The following is a 15,332-nucleotide window of genomic DNA, read 5'->3' on the forward strand; positions in this document are numbered from 1 at the left end:
GGGACGATGTCCAAATGAAAAACCCCTCGGGGCTGCCGAGGGGTTCGCGTGAAGCGAGTGCCGATCAACGCTGGGCGATGGGCTTGACGTCGCGCGGCGTGGCGCCGACGAACAGCTGACGCGGGCGGCCAATCTTGTACTCGGGGTCGCCGATCATCTCATTGAGCTGGGCGATCCAGCCGACCGTGCGGGCCAGCGCGAAGATGGCAGTGAACAGCGGCACCGGGATGCCGATGGCGCGCTGCACGATGCCGGAGTAGAAGTCGACGTTCGGGTACAGCTTGCGGGCGACGAAGTACTCGTCTTCCAGCGCGATCTTCTCCAGCTCCATGGCCAGCGCGAACAGCGGATCGTTCTGCAGGCCGAGCTCGCCCAGCACCTCGTGGCAGGTCTCGCGCATCAGCTTGGCGCGCGGATCGTAGTTCTTGTAGACACGGTGGCCGAAGCCCATCAGCTTGACACCGGAGTTCTTGTCCTTGACCTTGCTGACGAACTCGCCGATGCGGGCGACGCCGCCCTGCTTCTGGATGTCGGTCAGCATGTTCAGGCAGGCCTCGTTGGCGCCACCGTGAGCGGGGCCCCACAGGCAGGCCACGCCAGCCGCGATGGCCGCGAACGGGTTGGTGCCCGACGAGCCGCACAGTCGCACGGTCGACGTCGATGCGTTCTGCTCATGGTCGGCGTGCAGCGTGAAGATGCGGTCCATCGCGCGCACCAGCACGTCGTTGGGCTTGTAGTCCTCGCACGGCGTGGCGAACATCATGCGCATGAAGTTCCCGGCGTAGCTCAGGTTGTTCTGCGGGTAGATGTAGGGCTGGCCGATCGTGTACTTGTAGGCCATGGCCACGAGCGTCGGCATCTTGGCGATCAGGCGGATCGCCGAGATCTCGCGATGCTCGGGGTTATTGATGTCGGTGCTGTCGTGATAGAACGAGGACAGCGCCCCCACCAGGCCCGTCATGACGGCCATCGGGTGGGCGTCACGGCGAAAACCGCGCAGGAAGAACTGCATCTGCTCATTCACCATCGTGTGGTGCATGACCTTGTCCTCGAAGTCAGCCTTCTGGCTTTCGTTCGGCAGCTCTCCGTACAGCAGCAGGTAGCAGGTCTCGAGATAGTCGCAGTTCACCGCGAGCTGCTCGATGGGATAGCCGCGGTACAGCAGCTCGCCCTTGTCGCCATCGATGTAGGTGATCGTCGAATTGCACGACGCCGTCGACAGGAAGCCGGGGTCATACGTGAACTTGCCGGTCTGGGCGTAGAGCTTGCGGATGTCGATGACATCCGGGCCGATGCTGCCTTTGTACAGTGGCAGGTCCATCGAGGGGCTGCCGTCGGAGAACGACAGGGTGGCTTTCACGTCGGACGGGGTCATGGTGCAGTCCTTTGGGTTTTGAAAAGCGATTCAGGTGCGCAGCTCAGCGAGCACATGGTGCACCGCAGCAGTGTCCATTTCACCACTGGGTTCCTTGCGACGCAGCAACAGGTCGAGAAGGTCGTTGTCGGCCAGGTCCATCAGCAGTGTCAGACCCTCGGCTTCCACCACGCTGACCTGCTCGCCCTTGCGGGCGAAGAAGCGGTCGATGAAGAGGTCGTTCTCCAGCAGGCCCCGACGGCAGCGCCAGCGCAGCTTCGACAGCGCACGTTCGTCGATCATCGGGACTGCCAGGTCACTCACGGTCGTCAGACGGCGCGTCGCACCATCAGTTCCTTGATCTTGCCGATGGCCTTCGTGGGGTTCAGGCCCTTGGGGCAGACGTCCACGCAGTTCATGATGGTGTGGCAACGGAACAGGCGGTACGGGTCCTCGAGATTGTCCAGGCGCTCGTTGGTGGCTTCGTCGCGGCTGTCGGCGATGAAGCGGTAGGCCTGCAGCAGGCCGGCCGGGCCGACGAACTTGTCGGGGTTCCACCAGAAGCTCGGGCAACTCGTCGAGCAGCTCGCGCACAGAATGCACTCGTACAGGCCGTCCAGTTCCTCGCGCTCGACGGGCGACTGCAGCCGCTCCTTCTCGGGCGGGATGTTGTCGTTGACGAGGTAGGGCTTGATCGAGTGGTACTGCTTGAAGAACTGCGTCATGTCGACGATGAGGTCGCGCACGACGGGCAGGCCCGGCAGCGGCTTGAGCGTGATGACGCCCGGCAGCGTGCGCATGTTCGTCAGGCAGGCCAGGCCATTCTTGCCGTTGATGTTCATCGCGTCCGAGCCGCAGACCCCTTCGCGGCAGGAGCGGCGGAACGACAGGCTGGGGTCGACGGCCTTGAGCTTGACGAGGGCGTCCAGCAGCATGCGCTCATGCCCATCCAGCTCGACCTCGAGGGTCTGCATGTAGGGCTTGGCGTCCTTGTCCGGGTCGTAGCGGTAGATCTGGAAGGTGCGCTTCATGTTGTGCTTTGCTTCGTGTCTTTAGAACGTGCGGACCTTGGGCGGCACCGTGTCCACCGTCATCGGCTTCAGGTTCACCGGCTTGTAGTCCAGACGGCTGCCTTCCGAATACCACAGCGTGTGCTTCATCCAGTTGGCGTCGTCGCGTCCCAGCGGCGCGGTGGGATGGTCGGCCGGATGCTCGTAGTCGTAGACCGTGTGCGCGCCACGGCATTCCTTGCGGGCAGCGGCCGAGACCATCGTGGCCTGCGCGGCCTCGATCAGGTTCTCCACCTCCAGCGCCTCGACGCGGGCGGTGTTGAAGACCTTGGACTTGTCCTTCAGTTCCAGGTTGGCGACGCGCTCGCGCAGGGCGGCGATCTTGGTGACGCCTTCATCCATGCCGGCCTGCGTGCGGAACACGCCAGCGTGCTGCTGCATCGCCGAACGGATGTCGTTGGCGACGTCCTGCGCGTACTCGCCGCTGGTGGTCCCGTCCAGGCGGGCCAGGCGTGCCAGCGTGCGGTCGGCGGCGTCCTTGGGCAGGTCCTTGTGCGACTTCGTCTTGAGGTTGAAGTCGACGATGTGGTTGCCTGCCGCGCGGCCAAACACCAGCAGGTCCAGCAACGAGTTGGTACCCAGGCGGTTGGCGCCGTGCACCGACACGCAGGAACACTCACCGACGGCGTACAAGCCGTTGATGATGTCGTTGTGCTTGCCGTTCTTGGGCACGACGACCTGGCCATGCACGTTCGTCGGAATGCCACCCATTTGGTAATGGATGGTCGGCACGACGGGGATGGGTTCCTTCGTGATATCGACGTTGGCGAAGTTGTGGCCGATCTCCTGCACCGATGGCAGGCGCTTGGCGATCGTCTCGGCGCCGAGGTGGGTCATGTCCAGCAGGATGTAGTCCTTGTTGGGACCGCAGCCGCGACCTTCCTTGATCTCCTGGTCCATCGAGCGGGACACGAAGTCGCGCGGCGCCAGGTCCTTCAACGTCGGCGCATAACGCTCCATGAAGCGCTCGCCATTGGCATTGCGCAGGATGGCTCCTTCGCCGCGGCAGCCTTCGGTCAGCAGCACACCCGCGCCGGCCACGCCGGTGGGGTGGAACTGCCAGAACTCCATGTCTTCCAGCGGGATGCCCGCGCGCGCCGCCATGCCCAGACCGTCGCCGGTGTTGATGAAGGCGTTGGTCGAGGCCGCGAAGATGCGGCCCGCCCCGCCGGTGGCCAGCAGCACGGTCTTGGCGTGCAGGATGTGGACCTCGCCGGTTTCCATCTCCAGTGCGGTCACGCCGACGGCATCGCCTTCGGCGTCGCGGATGATGTCCAGCGCCATCCATTCGACGAAGAACTGCGTGCGGGCCTTGACGTTCTGCTGGTAGAGCGTGTGCAGCAGCGCGTGGCCGGTGCGGTCGGCTGCGGCGCAGGCGCGCTGCACGGGCTTCTCGCCGTAGTTGGCCGTGTGGCCACCGAACGGACGCTGATAGATGGTGCCGTCAGCATTGCGATCGAACGGCATGCCGAAGTGCTCAAGCTCGTAAACAACCTTGGGCGCTTCGCGGCACATGAACTCGATGGCGTCCTGGTCACCCAGCCAGTCGGAGCCCTTGACGGTGTCGTAGAAGTGGTAGTGCCAGTTGTCCTCGCTCATGTTGCCGAGCGAGGCGCCGATGCCGCCTTGGGCAGCCACGGTGTGCGAGCGCGTCGGGAAGACCTTGGACAGCACGGCCACATTCAGGCCGGCGCGCGCCAGTTGCAGCGAGGCACGCATGCCGGAGCCGCCGGCCCCGACGATGACCACATCGAACTTGCGGGTCGAAATCTTTGCCGTCATCACAGTCTCCACAGCACCTGGATCGCCCAACCGGCACAGCCGAGCAACCACACGATCGAAAACACCTGCAGGGCCAGCCGCAGGCCGACCGACTTCACGTAATCCATCCAGATGTCGCGCACGCCGACCCAGGCGTGATAGGCCAGCGACAGGATGGCGATGAACGTCAGCAGCTTCATCCACTGCGGCGCGAACACGCCGGCCCAGTGGTCGTAGCCCAGCTCGCCGGGCATCAGGAAGCGAGCCAGCACGGCGATGGTGAACAAGGCCATCAGCACGGCCGTCACGCGCTGCGCGAGCCAGTCGCGCAGGCCATAGTGCGCGCCCACGACGAGGCGCTTGGAACCGAAGGTGCTCATTGTTGTTGTCCTACTCGGATGGGATCAGTACAGGCCGAACAGCTTGGCGCCGAGCACAACGGTCAGCGCGATGCTCAGCCCGAGCGTCAGCAGCGCTGAGCTCTTGCCCTGGGCCTTGCTGACGCTGTGCGTGGCGTCCATCCACAGATGACGCACGCCGGCGATGAAGTGATGCAGGTAGGCCCACAGCAGGCCCAGCACGACCAGCTTGATGAGGACCGCCGGAATGCCCGCCACGCCAGCCACAAAGATGTTCGTGAACCCGTCGTACGAGATCTCCGACGTCAAGCTTGAATCGAGCATCCACACCACGAAGGGCAGCAGCAGGAACATCAGCAGACCGCTGATGCGATGCAGGATGGAGACGATGCCAGCGGGCGGGAGACGGTAGCTGACGATCTGAGAGACGTGGATGTTTCGGTAGAGTGGTCTTGTCTTGACACTGTCCGTCATGGTCGAGCCTGCGTAATCGGGGTGAAACCAAACGATTCTAGGGCCAGCCAAAGCTGCATGCTGCAGTGCGCCATTGTCAGCATCAGTTCAAGTCGTTGCGGTAATGGTCATGGTCGGTCAGGTAGAGCCCTCGCCGGAGCTCGACGGGCCGGTCGCCGTACGTGAATGCCAGGCGCTCCACGCTCAGCAGCGGCTGCCCCTCGGGCACGCGCAACAGCACCGCCGCCTGCCGCGGTGCAGCGACCGCGCGGAGCTGCTCCTGCGCGCGCACCATGTGCACGCCGAAGCGCGCCTCGAACAGCGCGTACAGCGCCCCCGCGTGCGACTCGATCACCTCTGCAGTCAGCCCCTCGAAGTTCTTCTCGGGAAGCCACAGTTCATCAAGCACGACGGGTCGCTCGCGCCGATGCAACAGTCGGCGCACCTCAATGACCGGCTCTGCGGGCCGCAGGCCTAGCGCCAGGGCGATTGGCGCCGTCGCGCGCAGCCGCCGGCAGCTCAGCAACTCCCGCGTGAAGGCCTGCGCATCGTCGTCCGGCACGAGGCGCAGGAAGCGGAAAGGCTGGCGTGGCGCGGCGTGCGTCGACACGAATGTGCCGCTGCCCTGTCGGCGCTCCACGAGATGCTCGGCAGTCAGTTCGTCCAGCGCCCGCCTCACCGTCCCCGCGCTCGCGCCGAACCGCTCTGCCAGCGCCGCCTCGCTGGGCAGCGACTCGCCCGGCTTCCATTCACCGGCGGCCAGCGCCGCGACGATGAGCTGGCGGATCTGCTCGTAGAGCGGTGCGGAGCGGGGCTTGCGAGAAGGCATGCGGCGATTGCAGCACAGGGTATGCCCGTACACTCAGAAGGTTTAGGGCACGAGGCCCTAGCCCAGCTTTTCAACTGCCCCTCGGAGATTTCCATGAGCAAGAAACCCGTTCGCGTCGCCGTCACCGGCGCTGCCGGCCAGATCGGCTACGCCCTGCTGTTCCGCATTGCCTCCGGCGAAATGCTGGGCAAGGACCAGCCCGTCATCCTGCAGCTGCTGGAGATCCCCGACGAGAAGGCCCAGAACGCGCTGAAGGGCGTCATCATGGAACTGGAAGACTGCGCCTTCCCGCTGCTGGCCGGCATCGAAGCCCATAGCGACCCGATGACCGCCTTCAAGGACACGGACTACGCCCTCCTCGTCGGTGCCCGCCCGCGCGGCCCCGGCATGGAACGCGCCGACCTGCTGGCCGCCAACGCCCAGATCTTCACGGTGCAGGGCAAGGCCCTGAACGCCGTCGCGTCGCGCGACGTCAGGGTGCTGGTCGTCGGCAACCCGGCCAACACCAACGCCTACATCGCGATGAAGTCGGCCCCGGACCTGCCGCGCAAGAACTTCACCGCCATGCTGCGCCTGGACCACAACCGCGCCGCGTCGCAAATCGCCACCAAGACCGGCAAGGCCGTCGCAGGCATCGAGAAGCTGGCCGTGTGGGGCAACCACTCGCCCACGATGTACGCCGACTACCGCAACGCGACGATCGACGGCCAACCCGTCAAGGCGCTGATCAACGACGAGCAGTGGAACCGTGAGGTCTTCCTGCCGACCGTTGGCAAGCGTGGCGCCGCCATCATTGCAGCGCGCGGGCTGTCGTCCGCCGCTTCGGCCGCCAACGCCGCCATCGACCACATGCGCGACTGGGCCCTGGGCACCAACGGCAAGTGGGTCACGATGGGTATTCCGTCCAACGGCGAATACGGCATCCCCAAGGACGTCATGTTCGGCTATCCGGTCACCTGCGAGGGTGGCGAGTACAAGATCGTCGAAGGTATCGCCATCGACGAGTTCTCGCAGGAATGCATCAACAAGACGCTGAAGGAACTGATGGACGAGCAGGACGGCGTCAAGCACCTGCTGTAATCGGGCCTCGCGCCTACCATCTCAAAGGGCCGGCTTGCCGGCCCTTTGTCATTTGCTCAACCGCCTGCCAATGAACGACCTGCTGCACCCTTGCGACGCGCTGTTCGGCCACGAGGCCGCACGGCCCGCACTCCCCGTCGTGGACCACTACTGCGGCGTCGAAGCCCGCATGCGCAAGAGCCTAGGGCTGCAGGCGGAGCTGGGCCCCATATTCGACATCACACTGGACGCGGAAGACGGCGCTCCCGTAGGCGGCGAGGCCGAGCATGCGCTGCTGATCGCCGAGCTGTCCATGAGTTCAGCCAACCGCTTCGGCCGCGTCGGCGCCCGCGTCCATCCCTTCGGTCACGCGGCGTTCGAGGCAGACGTTGACACGCTGATCGCCAAGGCCGGCGAACGGCTGGCCTACCTGATGATTCCGAAGCCGGAGAGCGCGGACGAAGTGGCGCGGGCCGCCTCGTTCATCGACGCCACCTGCGAGCGCCACGGCGCGCCGAAGCTGCCGCTGCAGGTGCTCATCGAGACGCACGGCGCGCTGCGCGACGTGTTCCGCATCGCCGCCCATCCGCGCATCGAGTCACTGTCCTTCGGGCTGATGGACTTCGTGTCCGCGCACGGCGGCGCCATTCCGAAGACGGCGATGGAACTGCCCGGGCAGTTCGAGCATCCGCTGGTCGTGCGCGCCAAGCTGGAGATCGCCGCCGCGGCCCATGCGTATGGCAAGACGCCATCGCACTGCGTCGTCACAGAGTTCCGCGATGCCGAGCGGCTGTCCGCTTCCGCTCGCCGCGCCACTCGAGAGTTTGGTTACACACGAATGTGGAGCATCCACCCGGACCAGATCCTGCCGATCGTCGATGCGTTCGCGCCGGCCGCCGATGAGATCACCGAAGCCGCTGAACTACTGCTCGCCGCGCAGGCCGCCCGATGGGCGCCTATCTCCTTCGAGAGCCGCCTGCACGACCGCGCCAGCTACCGCTACTTCTGGACGGTGCTGGAGCGGGCGGCCCGCACGGGCCGGACGCTGCCCGAGCCGGCGCAGCGCGCATTCTTCCCGGCCGCCCCCGGGTGAACCACGACCCGGCACCTTGTCCGACGCGAAGGACAATTCCTACAACTCTTCACGTCTGCACGGCCGATTTCCGGCCATGATGCGTCCGCCCTTTTTCTCTGCTCTCCTCCCATGCCGATGCAGTTCACCTCGCTTCGCGGCGCTGCCGCCGCCCTGATCCTGTGCGCCGCGCTACCCGCGCTGGCTGAGGCACCCGCCACCAAACCGGCTGCGACCAAGCCGGCCACCGCCAAGGCGATGGCCAAGGCCCCTGCCAAGAAGACGCCGCCCCCTCCGCCCGAACCCGTGCTGGCCGACGCCGATGAAGCCCAGTTGGCCGCCTCCGAGCGCGCCTATCTGGGCGACTACAACTGCGAGTTCAAGCAGACCGTCCACATCGACAAGCACGCCAAGGCGCCGGGTTACATCACAGTCGCCTGGCAGAAGCAGAACATCACGATGAAGCCCGTGCTGTCGTCCACCGGCGCGCTGCGCCTGGAAGACGTCACCGGCCGCACGCTGATGATCCAGATCGCCAACAAGTCCATGCTGCTCGACACGAAGATCGGCCAGCGCCTGGTGGACGACTGCGTGCATCCCGAGCAGGCCCGACTGATGGCAGAGGCCCGCGCCGCCAGGCTGGCGGACCCAGAAGGCCAGGCCGCCGAAGCCGCGCGCAACGGCCTGGGCATTGTGCCGACCGCTGTGAAGTGAGTCAGCTGGCTTGAACTCCGCGGCCTTCGGTATGTAGAATGAATACATACTTTCTGATGCATACCTGAGCCGCCGCTTCCGGTGGCCCAGCCGCTGGAGGCGCCATGGAAGCCACCGTTGCCGAACGCGGGCAGATCACGCTGCCCAAGGCCGTCCGAGATGCCCTGGGCCTGACCAAGGGCACGACGCTCAAGGTCGAGCTGGACGGTGGCCGCATCATCTTGCGCAAGAACGTCGACGACGCGCTATCCAAACTGCGCGGCCGTTTCAAGCTGGACGGTTTCGCCAGCACCGACGACGCCATGCGGGCCATCCGCGGCCACGCCCCCGGCGACCCCTACCTCCCCCCTGAATCCGAAGGCCCCGCCGAGCCGGAAGGTAGCGCGCCTTGATCGCAGCCGACTCCTCCGTGCTGATCGACGTCATCGCCGGCAGTGATGACGCCAGCGCGGCCTCGGCCGAAGCGGTACGACAGGCCTTGCGCATCGGCCCGGTCGTGCTCAGCGATGTGGCGCTCGCCGAGGTCTGCACCGCCTTCCAGGGCGGCTCTGAGGTCCTGAACTTCCTCGAAGAACTGGGCATCCGCTTCGACGCCATGGAAGCCAAGTCCGCGCTGCGCGCCGGCGAGATGCAGCGCCGCTACCGCCAGCGCAGCGGCAACCGCAGCCGCACCGTGGCCGACTTTCTCATCGGTGCCCACGCGATGATGCAGTGCGATGCACTGATCACCCGGGACGCCGGCTTCTACCGAGACTATTTCAAGGGGCTGAGGATCATCGTCCCCGCCCTCGCCTAACTGCTGTCACTGGAGAACCTCATGCTCACCGCCTACCGCCAACACGCCGCCGAGCGCGCCGCCCTCGGCATCCCGCCCCTGCCCCTGGACGCCAAGCAAGTCGCCGAGCTGATCGAGCTCATTAAGAACCCGCCCGCCGGCGAGGACGCCTTCCTGCTGGACCTGCTGACGCACCGCGTGCCCCCGGGCGTGGACGATGCCGCCAAGGTCAAGGCCAGCTTCCTGGCCGCCGTCGCGCATGGCGACCTGAAGGTTGGCCTGATCTCCAAGGCCAAGGCCACCGAGTTGCTCGGCACCATGGTGGGTGGTTACAACGTGCATCCGCTGATCGAGTTGCTGGATGACGTCGAAGTCGCCGGCGTCGCTGCCGAGGGCCTGAAGAAAACCCTGCTGATGTTCGACTACTTCAACGACGTCGCCGCCAAGGCCAAGGCCGGCAATGCCAAGGCCAAGGAAGTGATGCAGTCTTGGGCCGACGCCGAGTGGTTCACCTCGCGCCCCGAAGTCGAGAAGAAGATCACCGTCACCGTCTTCAAGGTGCCGGGCGAGACCAACACCGACGACCTGTCGCCCGCCCCCGACGCGTGGAGCCGCCCGGACATCCCGCTGCACTACCTGGCGATGCTGAAGAACACCCGTCCTGACGCAGCCTTCAAGCCCGAGGAAGACGGCAAGCGCGGCCCGATGCAGTTCATTGAGGAGCTGAAGAAGAAGGGCAACCTCGTGGCCTACGTCGGTGACGTCGTCGGCACCGGTTCCTCGCGCAAGTCCGCCACGAACAGCGTCATCTGGGCTACGGGCCAGGACATCCCCTTCGTGCCGAACAAGCGCTTCGGCGGCGTGACGCTGGGCGGCAAGATCGCCCCCATCTTCTTCAACACGCAGGAAGACTCCGGCTCGCTGCCGATCGAAGTCGACGTCAGCAAGCTCGAGATGGGCGACGTCATCGACGTGCTGCCTTATGACGGCAAGCTCGTGAAGAACGGCGAGACCGTCGCCGAGTTCAAACTCAAGAGCGACGTGCTGTTCGACGAAGTGCGCGCCGGCGGCCGCATCAACCTCATCATCGGCCGCTCGCTGACCGCCAAGGCGCGAGAGTTCCTGGGCCTGCCCGCCTCCACGCTGTTCCGCTTGCCGTCGCCCCCCGCGGAGACCAAGGCCGGCTTCACGCTGGCGCAGAAGATGGTTGGCCGTGCTGTCGGCCTGCCGGAAGGTCAGGGCGTGCGTCCGGGCACCTACTGCGAACCCAAGATGACCACGGTCGGCTCGCAGGACACCACCGGCCCGATGACCCGCGACGAGCTGAAGGACCTGGCCTGCCTGGGCTTCTCGGCCGACCTGGTCATGCAGTCCTTCTGCCACACGGCCGCCTACCCGAAGCCGGTGGACGTGAAGACCCATCGCGAGCTGCCCGCGTTCATCAGCAATCGCGGCGGCGTGGCGCTGCGCCCGGGTGACGGCGTCATTCACAGCTGGCTGAACCGCCTGCTGCTGCCCGACACGGTCGGCACCGGCGGCGACTCGCACACCCGCTTCCCCATCGGTATCTCGTTCCCGGCCGGTTCCGGCCTGGTGGCCTTCGGTGCCGCCACCGGCGTGATGCCGCTGGACATGCCCGAATCAGTGCTCGTGCGCTTCAAGGGCGAGATGCAGCCGGGCGTCACGCTGCGCGACCTTGTGCACGCCATCCCGCTGTACGCGATCAAGGCCGGCCTGCTGACGGTGGCCAAGGCCGGCAAGAAGAACATCTTCTCAGGCCGCATCCTGGAAATCGAAGGCCTGCCTGACCTGAAGGTCGAACAGGCGTTCGAGCTGAGCGACGCCTCCGCCGAGCGCTCGGCCGCCGGATGCACGATCAAGCTGAACCCGGCCCCGATCAAGGAGTACCTCACCAGCAACGTCGTGCTGATGAAGAACATGATCGCCGACGGCTATGCCGACGCGAAGACACTGCAGCGCCGCATCGAGAAGGTCGAGGCCTGGCTGGCCAAGCCCGAGCTGCTGGAGGCCGACAAGGACGCCGAATACGCGGCCGTCATCGAGATCGACCTGGCCGACATCCAGGAACCCATCGTCTGCTGCCCGAACGACCCGGACGACGCCAAGTTCCTGTCCGAAGTCGCCGGCACCAAGATCGACGAGGCCTTCATCGGCTCTTGCATGACCAACATCGGTCACTTCCGCGCCGCGGCCAAGCTGCTGGGCGGCCAGCGCGATATCCCGGTCAAGCTGTGGGTCGCCCCGCCGACTAAGATGGATCAGAGCGAGCTGATCAAGGAAGGCCACTACGCCGCCTTCGGCACGGCCGGCGCCCGCACCGAGATGCCCGGCTGCAGCCTGTGCATGGGCAACCAGGCCCAGGTGCGCGAAGGCGCGACCGTCATCTCCACCTCCACCCGCAACTTCCCGAACCGCCTGGGCAAGAACACCAATGTGTTCCTGGGCTCGGCGGAACTGTCGGCCATCGCATCACGCCTGGGCCGCCTGCCGACCAAGGAGGAGTACCTGAAGGAAATGGGCGTCATCGACGCGGACAAGGCCAGCGTCTACCGCTACATGAACTTCGACCAGATCGAGGAGTACGCGGACGCCGCCAAGGCCGTGGCGACCGCGCCGGCCTGCTGAACCTGACCGCTTCACGCCTGAGCCCGCCGTGCGCAAGCCGGCGGGCTTTTTCCATTGGCGACGTGCCCCGTGCATCGTGAGGGGTGTCGCGTGCCACTCACGCTCTGCGGGTGAAAGCGGGGTTGTCACGACTTCGTCACGACGCGCACAGCCCGTCACCGATAAGCTACCCGCATGCATAACAAGAACAAAAACAGCATGGTGAGGGGTTGGCGCGCGCGCGCGGCAATGGTGGTGATGGGCGCACTGTTCGCCCTGGGATTCGGCAGCGTAGGCCTCTACGCGCTGAAGTCGCTGACCGCACTGCTACACAACGCCTGGGCGGTTCGTTCATGGCAGGCCGTGGCTGCCGAAGTGTTGGACAGCAGCCTCCAGACCATCCCGGGCAGCGAGGGCGGCAGCACGTTCGCCGTGCGGCCCCGCTACCGCTACCAATGGCAGGGCCGAACGTACGAGTCCACGCGCGTCGGAGTGCCCGCTGGCTTGGACAGCGACAACCTGGACGACTGGCATCATCGTTGGTCGGCCCGTCTGGCTGCCGCGCGCGAAGGCCGGTTGGCGCTGCAGGCCTGGGTCGATCCGCGGCACCCCGGCGAAGCGGTGCTGGACCGCCAACTGCGGTGGCGGCAGGTCGTGTTCATGCTGCCGTTTGCGGTTCTGTTTCCGCTCGTGGGCGCCGGGGCGCTGATCGCCACGTGGCGCATGCTGCGCAGCACCGAACCCGGCGGACAACTCACGCTCGGCACGCAGACGCCCGGTGCGCAACGACACACCCCGCGGCACAACCTGGTGGCGCTGTGGTCCGCGACGGTCTTCGTGGGCATGATGGCGCTGGGCATCGCGGGGGCTGCCAGCGGCCCTTCCGCGCCTGGCTGGACATCCCTGGTTGCCGGATTGATGCTGCTGCTCGCGACAGCGCTGGCCTACAACACATTGCGTACCAGCCGTGACGCCTGGGCATACCGCGGCGCCTTCGCCAGCTTCCAGCCGCCCCGGCCAACGGCCGGAACCACCGTCGATGCGATGTGGGTGTTACCACCCCACGTCGCCGTGCCGGCGCATGTGCGGCTGCGTATTGCACATTACCGCATCGACGACAGCGGCTCCGGCACGACCGAGCGCCTGGTGGAAGAGCTCAACGCCCACGCACAGCGCATCCTTCCGGCACCCGATGGCCTCCGGCTGCTGGCGCGCTTTGATCTGCCGGCTGACGCCCCCAGCGAGGGCGCCCGGCGCTCGGGCGACAAGGTGGCGTGGCGCTTCGAATGGCTCGACCCCAAGGGTCGCATCGTCATGGCGGTGCCGCTGCTCGTCCAGGCGGATGCGTCGATCAGCGAGCCGGCCGTGGACCGCTTGTCACGCCAGGCGCGCGTCGCGGTGCGCGACCTGCCAGCCGGCCCGCTGACTGACACGCTGCCACCACTACCGCCAGGCGTGTGCCTGCAGGAGCGGCCCGACGCGCTGGTGCTGAGCTTCGGGCAGACCGGCTGGCGACGCTTCGGTGCGGTGGCGCTGTTGGCGCTGGCCGTGACCTTCTCATGGACGAAGACGCGCGAGGATTTCGGGCTGTGGCTTGAGCTGCCGCTCCTCGCCATCGCCGTGCACGCGGTCAGCCGGCGCTGGACGCTCCAAGCCCGCGATGACGGCCTCGTGCTGGACAACGCTTCCTGGCTGTGGCGCCGCCGCATCAGCCTGCCGGTGTCCTGCCTGCAGGCTATGGGCCAGCGGTGGCTTTACAGCCGCAACGGACCCCAGGGCGAGGTCGATGTGCACACGCTCGTCGCACGCGGTGTCGACCGCGGCGGCGATCTGCGCCTAACCCCTGGATTGCCTGCCGAAGGTGCCGCACAGATCGCGCAGATGCTGCGCTGGGCATCCGCGCAGCGGGGCGGACGTTTCAGCCCTGGAGAACGGCGTGCCGACCCCGCGCCGTGGTCGCGCCCCGGCTGGGGCTGGACGCTGTGCCTGCTGTGGGGCGTGGCGCGGCTCTCGACCGGGGCTTGAGCGCGGTCAGCGCGACGACGCGGGCAGCATCAGCATCACCCCCACGAACAACCCGCTGTTACCCGCCCGGCCAGTGCCCTTCCCAGAATTGCGGCTCCACCACAAGGAGACGACCATGGGCAAGAAACTGCTGCTGCTGGCGGGCGACTACGTCGAGGATTACGAAATCATGGTGCCCTTCCAGGCCCTGCTGGCTGTGGGGCACCGCGTCGATGCGGTCTGCCCAGGCAAGCAGGCGGGCGACTACGTGCTGACCGCCATCCACGACTTCGAGGGCGCCCAGACCTACTCCGAGAAGCCGGGCCACCGATTCACACTGAACGCCAGCTTTGATGCCGTGCGCCCGGACGACTACGACGGCCTGGTGATCCCCGGCGGGCGCGCACCGGAATACCTGCGTACGGTAGCCGGTGTGTTGCCGCTGGTGCAGCACTTCGCGAAGGCAAACAAGCCCATCGCTGCCATCTGCCACGGCGCCCAGCTGCTGGCAGCGGCCGGCGTCATCCGCGGCAAGAAGGTCTCGGCCTACCCGGCCTGCGCGGCCGAGGTGGAACTGGCCGGCGCCAGCTACGCCAGCATCCCGGTGGACCAGGCCGTCACCGACGGCAACCTCGTCACCGCACCGGCTTGGCCGGCGCACCCGGCCTGGATCGCCCAGTTTCTGGCGGTGCTGGGCACGCGCATCAGCCATTGACGCCTGTCGCAGAATGCGGCCAGGAGGTGTCCCATGTGCGAGGTCTTCGTCAGCGCCAATCCCGAGTCCTACGAGTCGCGCACGCGCTCGGTGCGCCTGCATGGCGTCATCACAAGCGTCCGGCTGGAGAACCTGCACTGGGAGGTGCTGGAGGAAATCGCCGCCCGTGATGGCATGAGCGTCGTGCAGCTCATCGAAAAGCTGCATGACGAGCTGGTGCAGGCACGTGGCGCGGTCGGCAACTTCGCGTCCTTCCTGCGAGTGTCGGCGCTGCGCTACATGGCATTGCTGGCTCACCAGCGCATCCCAGCGGATCTGGCCGTGCCCATTCGTTCGCTGGACGCCCAGGCCGTGCTGCACGGCCTGCCCGGCCGTTGGGCCCGGCCGCGAGATGCCGCTCCCGAGCCGGCGACATCATAATCGGCATAGGGGGCCTCCAACGAAGGAGGCACCCCTGCCACACCACCTGGCATGCGGGTCCGCACCAGGCGGTTCGAGAGTTTGAGGTCATGAGAGGCGGGGCAGGCCCAGTTGGTCGAACC

The 15,332-nt window shown here is 66.4% G+C and carries 16 protein-coding genes; 9 read left to right on the forward strand and 7 right to left on the reverse strand.

Going from position 1 to position 15,332, the window contains the following annotated elements; translation table 11 throughout:
- Nucleotides 1-64: 64 nt before the first annotated feature.
- The 7 genes from gltA to LXT13_RS17345 all read right to left on the reverse strand — a co-directional run bounded on the left by gltA (nucleotide 65) and on the right by LXT13_RS17345 (nucleotide 5,826).
- Entirely contained in the window at nucleotides 65-1,375 is a 1,311-nt protein-coding gene (gene gltA, locus LXT13_RS17315; protein WP_233373196.1) for a citrate synthase, read from the reverse strand.
- Nucleotides 1,376-1,405: 30 nt separating this feature from the next.
- Complete coding sequence (locus tag LXT13_RS17320; protein WP_233373225.1) at nucleotides 1,406-1,657, reverse strand: FAD assembly factor SdhE; 252 nt, start codon at nucleotides 1,655-1,657, stop codon at nucleotides 1,406-1,408.
- Nucleotides 1,658-1,683: 26 nt separating this feature from the next.
- Nucleotides 1,684-2,385: a succinate dehydrogenase iron-sulfur subunit gene (locus tag LXT13_RS17325; protein WP_233373197.1), complete on the reverse strand. Its 702-nt coding sequence runs from the start codon at nucleotides 2,383-2,385 to the stop codon at nucleotides 1,684-1,686.
- Nucleotides 2,386-2,406: 21 nt separating this feature from the next.
- Complete coding sequence (sdhA, locus tag LXT13_RS17330) at nucleotides 2,407-4,206, reverse strand: succinate dehydrogenase flavoprotein subunit (RefSeq protein ID WP_233373198.1); 1,800 nt, start codon at nucleotides 4,204-4,206, stop codon at nucleotides 2,407-2,409.
- Complete coding sequence (gene sdhD / locus LXT13_RS17335; RefSeq protein ID WP_233373199.1) at nucleotides 4,206-4,565, reverse strand: succinate dehydrogenase, hydrophobic membrane anchor protein; 360 nt, start codon at nucleotides 4,563-4,565, stop codon at nucleotides 4,206-4,208. Before sdhD ends, sdhA begins: the two co-directional genes overlap by 1 nt.
- A gap of 24 nt (nucleotides 4,566-4,589) precedes the next feature.
- On the reverse strand, nucleotides 4,590-5,018 hold the full coding sequence (gene sdhC / locus LXT13_RS17340) for a succinate dehydrogenase, cytochrome b556 subunit (protein ID WP_233373200.1): 429 nt from the start codon (nucleotides 5,016-5,018) through the stop codon (nucleotides 4,590-4,592).
- 82 nt (nucleotides 5,019-5,100) lie between these two features.
- Nucleotides 5,101-5,826, reverse strand: coding sequence for a GntR family transcriptional regulator (locus LXT13_RS17345; protein WP_233373201.1), 726 nt, complete (start codon nucleotides 5,824-5,826; stop codon nucleotides 5,101-5,103).
- 93 nt (nucleotides 5,827-5,919) lie between these two features.
- Between LXT13_RS17345 and LXT13_RS17350 the strand changes: the two genes are divergently transcribed.
- From LXT13_RS17350 to LXT13_RS17390, 9 genes are all read left to right on the forward strand, one after another.
- A complete protein-coding gene (locus tag LXT13_RS17350; RefSeq protein WP_233373202.1) occupies nucleotides 5,920-6,906 on the forward strand; it encodes a malate dehydrogenase in 987 nt (328 codons plus the stop codon).
- A 70-nt stretch (nucleotides 6,907-6,976) separates the two neighbouring features.
- Nucleotides 6,977-7,978, forward strand: a complete 1,002-nt coding sequence (locus LXT13_RS17355; RefSeq protein ID WP_233373203.1) for an HpcH/HpaI aldolase/citrate lyase family protein — start codon at nucleotides 6,977-6,979, stop codon at nucleotides 7,976-7,978.
- Between the two features lie 111 nt (nucleotides 7,979-8,089).
- The gene (locus tag LXT13_RS17360) at nucleotides 8,090-8,671 is read left to right on the forward strand and encodes a hypothetical protein (protein WP_233373204.1); all 582 of its coding nucleotides are present in this window, start codon (nucleotides 8,090-8,092) and stop codon (nucleotides 8,669-8,671) included.
- A 104-nt stretch (nucleotides 8,672-8,775) separates the two neighbouring features.
- Nucleotides 8,776-9,063: an AbrB/MazE/SpoVT family DNA-binding domain-containing protein gene (locus LXT13_RS17365; RefSeq protein ID WP_233373205.1), complete on the forward strand. Its 288-nt coding sequence runs from the start codon at nucleotides 8,776-8,778 to the stop codon at nucleotides 9,061-9,063.
- Entirely contained in the window at nucleotides 9,060-9,467 is a 408-nt protein-coding gene (locus LXT13_RS17370; RefSeq protein ID WP_233373206.1) for a type II toxin-antitoxin system VapC family toxin, read from the forward strand. Before LXT13_RS17365 ends, LXT13_RS17370 begins: the two co-directional genes overlap by 4 nt.
- 21 nt (nucleotides 9,468-9,488) lie before the next feature.
- Nucleotides 9,489-12,092, forward strand: coding sequence for a bifunctional aconitate hydratase 2/2-methylisocitrate dehydratase (gene acnB, locus LXT13_RS17375; RefSeq protein ID WP_233373207.1), 2,604 nt, complete (start codon nucleotides 9,489-9,491; stop codon nucleotides 12,090-12,092).
- A gap of 174 nt (nucleotides 12,093-12,266) precedes the next feature.
- Nucleotides 12,267-14,096 (forward strand): DUF3592 domain-containing protein, encoded by a 1,830-nt coding sequence (locus tag LXT13_RS17380; RefSeq protein ID WP_233373208.1) that lies wholly within the window; start codon nucleotides 12,267-12,269, stop codon nucleotides 14,094-14,096.
- A 115-nt stretch (nucleotides 14,097-14,211) separates the two neighbouring features.
- On the forward strand, nucleotides 14,212-14,790 hold the full coding sequence (locus tag LXT13_RS17385) for a DJ-1/PfpI family protein (protein ID WP_233373209.1): 579 nt from the start codon (nucleotides 14,212-14,214) through the stop codon (nucleotides 14,788-14,790).
- A 33-nt stretch (nucleotides 14,791-14,823) separates the two neighbouring features.
- Nucleotides 14,824-15,210, forward strand: coding sequence for a ribbon-helix-helix domain-containing protein (locus LXT13_RS17390; RefSeq protein WP_233373210.1), 387 nt, complete (start codon nucleotides 14,824-14,826; stop codon nucleotides 15,208-15,210).
- Nucleotides 15,211-15,332 lie beyond the last annotated feature (122 nt).

Origin of the sequence: Pelomonas cellulosilytica, assembly GCF_021353265.1 — a bacterium.
GTDB classification, from domain to species: domain Bacteria; phylum Pseudomonadota; class Gammaproteobacteria; order Burkholderiales; family Burkholderiaceae_C; genus Pelomonas; species Pelomonas cellulosilytica.